Origin of the sequence: Microbacterium sp. Leaf351, assembly GCF_001423825.1 — a bacterium.
In the GTDB taxonomy this organism is placed as follows: Bacteria; Actinomycetota; Actinomycetes; order Actinomycetales; family Microbacteriaceae; genus Microbacterium; species Microbacterium ginsengisoli.
Map to the genome: position 1 here is coordinate 32,456 of NZ_LMPK01000018.1, position 2,689 is coordinate 35,144.

At 73.1% G+C, this 2,689-nt stretch carries 1 protein-coding gene and 2 pseudogenes; 1 reads left to right on the forward strand and 2 read right to left on the reverse strand.

From position 1 onward, the window contains the following. A pseudogene (locus tag ASG00_RS17550) lies at positions 1-571 on the forward strand (3-hydroxybenzoate 4-monooxygenase); the annotation flags it as partial. A 1-nt stretch (position 572) separates the two neighbouring features. On the opposite strand, the gene ASG00_RS06970 reads toward ASG00_RS17550, so the two are convergent. Beyond that, a complete protein-coding gene (locus ASG00_RS06970) occupies positions 573-2,315 on the reverse strand; it encodes a Na+/H+ antiporter (RefSeq protein ID WP_056207889.1) in 1,743 nt (580 codons plus the stop codon). Between the two features lie 91 nt (positions 2,316-2,406). Then, a pseudogene (locus tag ASG00_RS17555) lies at positions 2,407-2,689 on the reverse strand (thiamine pyrophosphate-binding protein); the annotation flags it as partial.

The window sequence follows — 2,689 nt, forward strand, 5'->3', positions numbered from 1 at the left end:
CGCCCACGCCCGCCCCGAGCTCGCCACCGGCTTCCCGCTCGGCAAGCGCTTCAAGTCCTCGCCCGTCGTGCTCGCGAGCGACGGCAACGTCGTCCACCTCGGGCACCACGCGCGCGCCGACGGCCGCTGGCGCATCTACGCGTTCGGCGACGCCGACGGGCTCGCCGAGGGGGCCGCGCTGTCGCGGTTCGCCGACTGGCTGCTCACGGCCGACGCGTCGCCGGTGCGGCGCTTCACCCCCGCGGATGCCGCGCTCGACGCCGTGTTCGACGTCAAGGCGATCGTGCCCCAGAGCTTCGAGGACGTCGACGTCACGGCCGCACCGCGGGTGTTCCGTCCGCGCAACGGCGCGCTCGGGATCACCGACTGGGAGAAGGTGTTCGCCGCCGGCGCGAGCCGCTGGAACGACACCGACATCTACGCCGAGCGCGGCATCGACCGGGCGGGCGCGGTCGTGGTCGTGCGCCCCGACCAGTACGTCGCCGACGTGCTCTCGCTCGCCGACACCGACGCGCTCGCCGCGTTCTTCGAGGGCACCCTGCGGCCCCAGCGGCAGCCGGCCGCCGTCTGACTCACCGCGGTGCGCGGGCGCCGTCGAGCCGCAGCTCCTCCAGGTCGAGGCCCGACTGCAGTCGCCGGGCGACGAGGTCGTCGATCGTGCCCTCGCGCCGCAGGCGCAGCAGCACCTCGCGCTTGCGTCCGAGCAGGGCGAGCCGCAGTCGGGATGCCTCGTCGAACCGCACGATCGGGGAGCGCTGCGCGACATCCACGTCGGTGCTCGACGCGAGCATCTCGAGAGGCGCCGCCGCCGCGGCACCGCTCGGCGCGACGAACGACGTCGTCGAGGTGTCCGCGCGCACCGCGTCGTCGTCGGTCGTCGCGATCACGATCTCGAGCTCGGCGATCTCGCGGTTGAGCAGCGTCTGACGCTGTCGTTCGAGTGCACGGGCATTGGCGAGCTCGAGGTGCTCGTAGCCGTCGCGCCGCGCGCGGTCGCGCACGTCGTCGCTGATGCCGTGCTCGAGGGCGAGGTCGTCGAGGGCCGCGAGGGCGGCCGCCGAGATCGCCCGCTGGGCGATCTCGATCTCGTCGAGGTCGGCGTCGTCCTGCGGCAGGCGCGCCCAGCGCACGACGCCGACGAGCAGCGGCCCCTGCACGAGCAGGCTCAGCACGATGACCCCGGCGGTGACGAACACGACGGCGTCGCGTCCGTCGAGGGGCGCGCCCGCCGCGGTCACCGTCGGCACCGAGAGGGCGATCGCGAGCGAGACCGCGCCGCGGAATCCGGCCACCGTGCTCACGAGGCGCGACCGGTGCCGGGGACCGGCGGCCGCGCCCGCGGGCGGGCGCGAGAACGGGGCGAACAGCAGTTGGAAGAGGTACCGCACGACCAGTAGCGCGAGCCAGGCACCCACGGTCACGAGCGAGAGCCACCCGATCTGCGCGGGGGAGATCTCGTGCACCACGTGCTGCACCTCGAGACCGATGAGCACGAACAGCGCACCGTTGAGCAGGTAGACGCCGAGCGGCCACGCGGCATCCGCCTGCCGTCTCGACGAGGCTGTCGTCACCCGCGGCGAGACCCAGGCCACGATGATGCCCGCGAACACGACCGCGAGCACGCCCGACGCGTCGATCAGCTCGGCGATGAGGAAGGCGGTGAACGGCACGAGCAGCAGGGTCAGGTTGATCGCGAGGGTTCCCGACAGGCGCCGCAGCAGCAGGTACGCGGCGGCCGCCACGACGATACCGGCCGCGGCTCCGCCGACGTACGACACGAGCACCGTGAGGGTGACGCTCCACGGCGTGATCTGGCCGCCGAGGGCGAGGGAGAGAGCGATCGCGTAGAGCACGAGGGCCGTGCCGTCGTTCGTCAGGCTCTCCGCCTTGAGCTTCATGAAGGTGCGCGCGGGCAGCAGGCGTCCGAGCGCCGCGACCGCCGTGGCATCCGGCGGGGCGACCGCCGCCCCCAGCAGCAGGGCCGCCTCCCACGGCACACCCATCGCCGCGGCGATGCCGGCGACGGCGAACGCGGATGCCACGACCAGCAGCGTGCTCATCGGCACGATGTAGCGCAGCGACCGGCGCACCGCCCGCAGCGACGTGGTGAGGCTCTCCCAGAACAGCATCACCGGGAGGAACAGCAGCAGCACGGTCTCCGGCGGGAGCTCCACACCGCGCAGGGCCGGCACGAATCCGAGCGCGAGCCCGATGATCAGGAGCACCAGCGGGGTGGCGAGCCGCAGCTTCGGCGCGAGGAGCGTCCCGGCGAGGATCGAGACCCCCAGCAGCACGGTGAGTTCGAGGCCTTCCATGGCGGCTCCCTTCGTCGCGCTCCAGTGTGCGCCCGCACCACAACGCTGCGCCAGGGACCGGCATTCCCCCTCTCGGTGACGGTCGTCCGCGTCAGGAGTTCACGCGGATGATCTCCCGCTGGTAGGGCGCGATCACGTCGGGCGAGATGCGCAGATCGAGCATGAGGAACCGCCGCTCGCCGACCGGCTCCGCCGCCCACGTGCCGAGCCGGTCGAGGTCGGCGAGCGAGCGCACCACGACTCCCTCGGCACCGACGGCCGTCCCGAGGGCCGCGAAGTCGACGTCGGGGATGAGCATGGGCTCCGTCGCGAGGCCCTTCAGGCCGTAGAGGTTCACCTCGGCGCCGTACGCGCCGTCGTTCCACACGACCGCG

What these genes read in the sequence shown, in the direction of transcription:
- ASG00_RS06970 (WP_056207889.1), bottom strand. Translation starts at nt 2,315, where the DNA reads ATGGAAGGCCTCGAACTCACCGTGCTGCTGGGGGTCTCGATCCTCGCC.